A 321-nucleotide genomic window follows, 5' to 3' on the forward strand; every position below is an offset into this window, starting at 1 on the left:
GAGCCAAGGGTGTTGTGTCGACGCCCCGACGAGGTCAGCGGCTACCGACGACGGCGCCGGGGCCCGGACCCGGCGCGGACCGCACGGGACCCCGCGCCGTCCGCTGCTTCGTCATCGGCCGCGCCCGTTACGGCGGGAGGCCGGTCGATCACTTCCCGGGCGACATCAAGGACGTCATGGCCTTCGACCGTGCCCTCACCGGCGCGGAGATCAGCGGCCTGCTCCGCCCCTGATCCGGCCGGGCCCCCGCCACGGTACGCGGACGCTCGTGCGTGGTGCGGCCCCTCGTCGCCGCTGCACTCCGGAGCGAGCCGGCCCACC

General features: G+C 75.7%; 1 pseudogene. It reads left to right on the forward strand.

The window, feature by feature from the left end:
• Positions 1-233: pseudogene (locus B9S61_RS05575) on the forward strand (LamG domain-containing protein); the annotation flags it as partial.
• Positions 234-321: the final 88 nt, after the last annotated feature.

This window comes from Streptomyces sp. SM1 (genome assembly GCF_002910825.1).
GTDB classification, from domain to species: domain Bacteria; phylum Actinomycetota; class Actinomycetes; order Streptomycetales; family Streptomycetaceae; genus Streptomyces; species Streptomyces okerensis.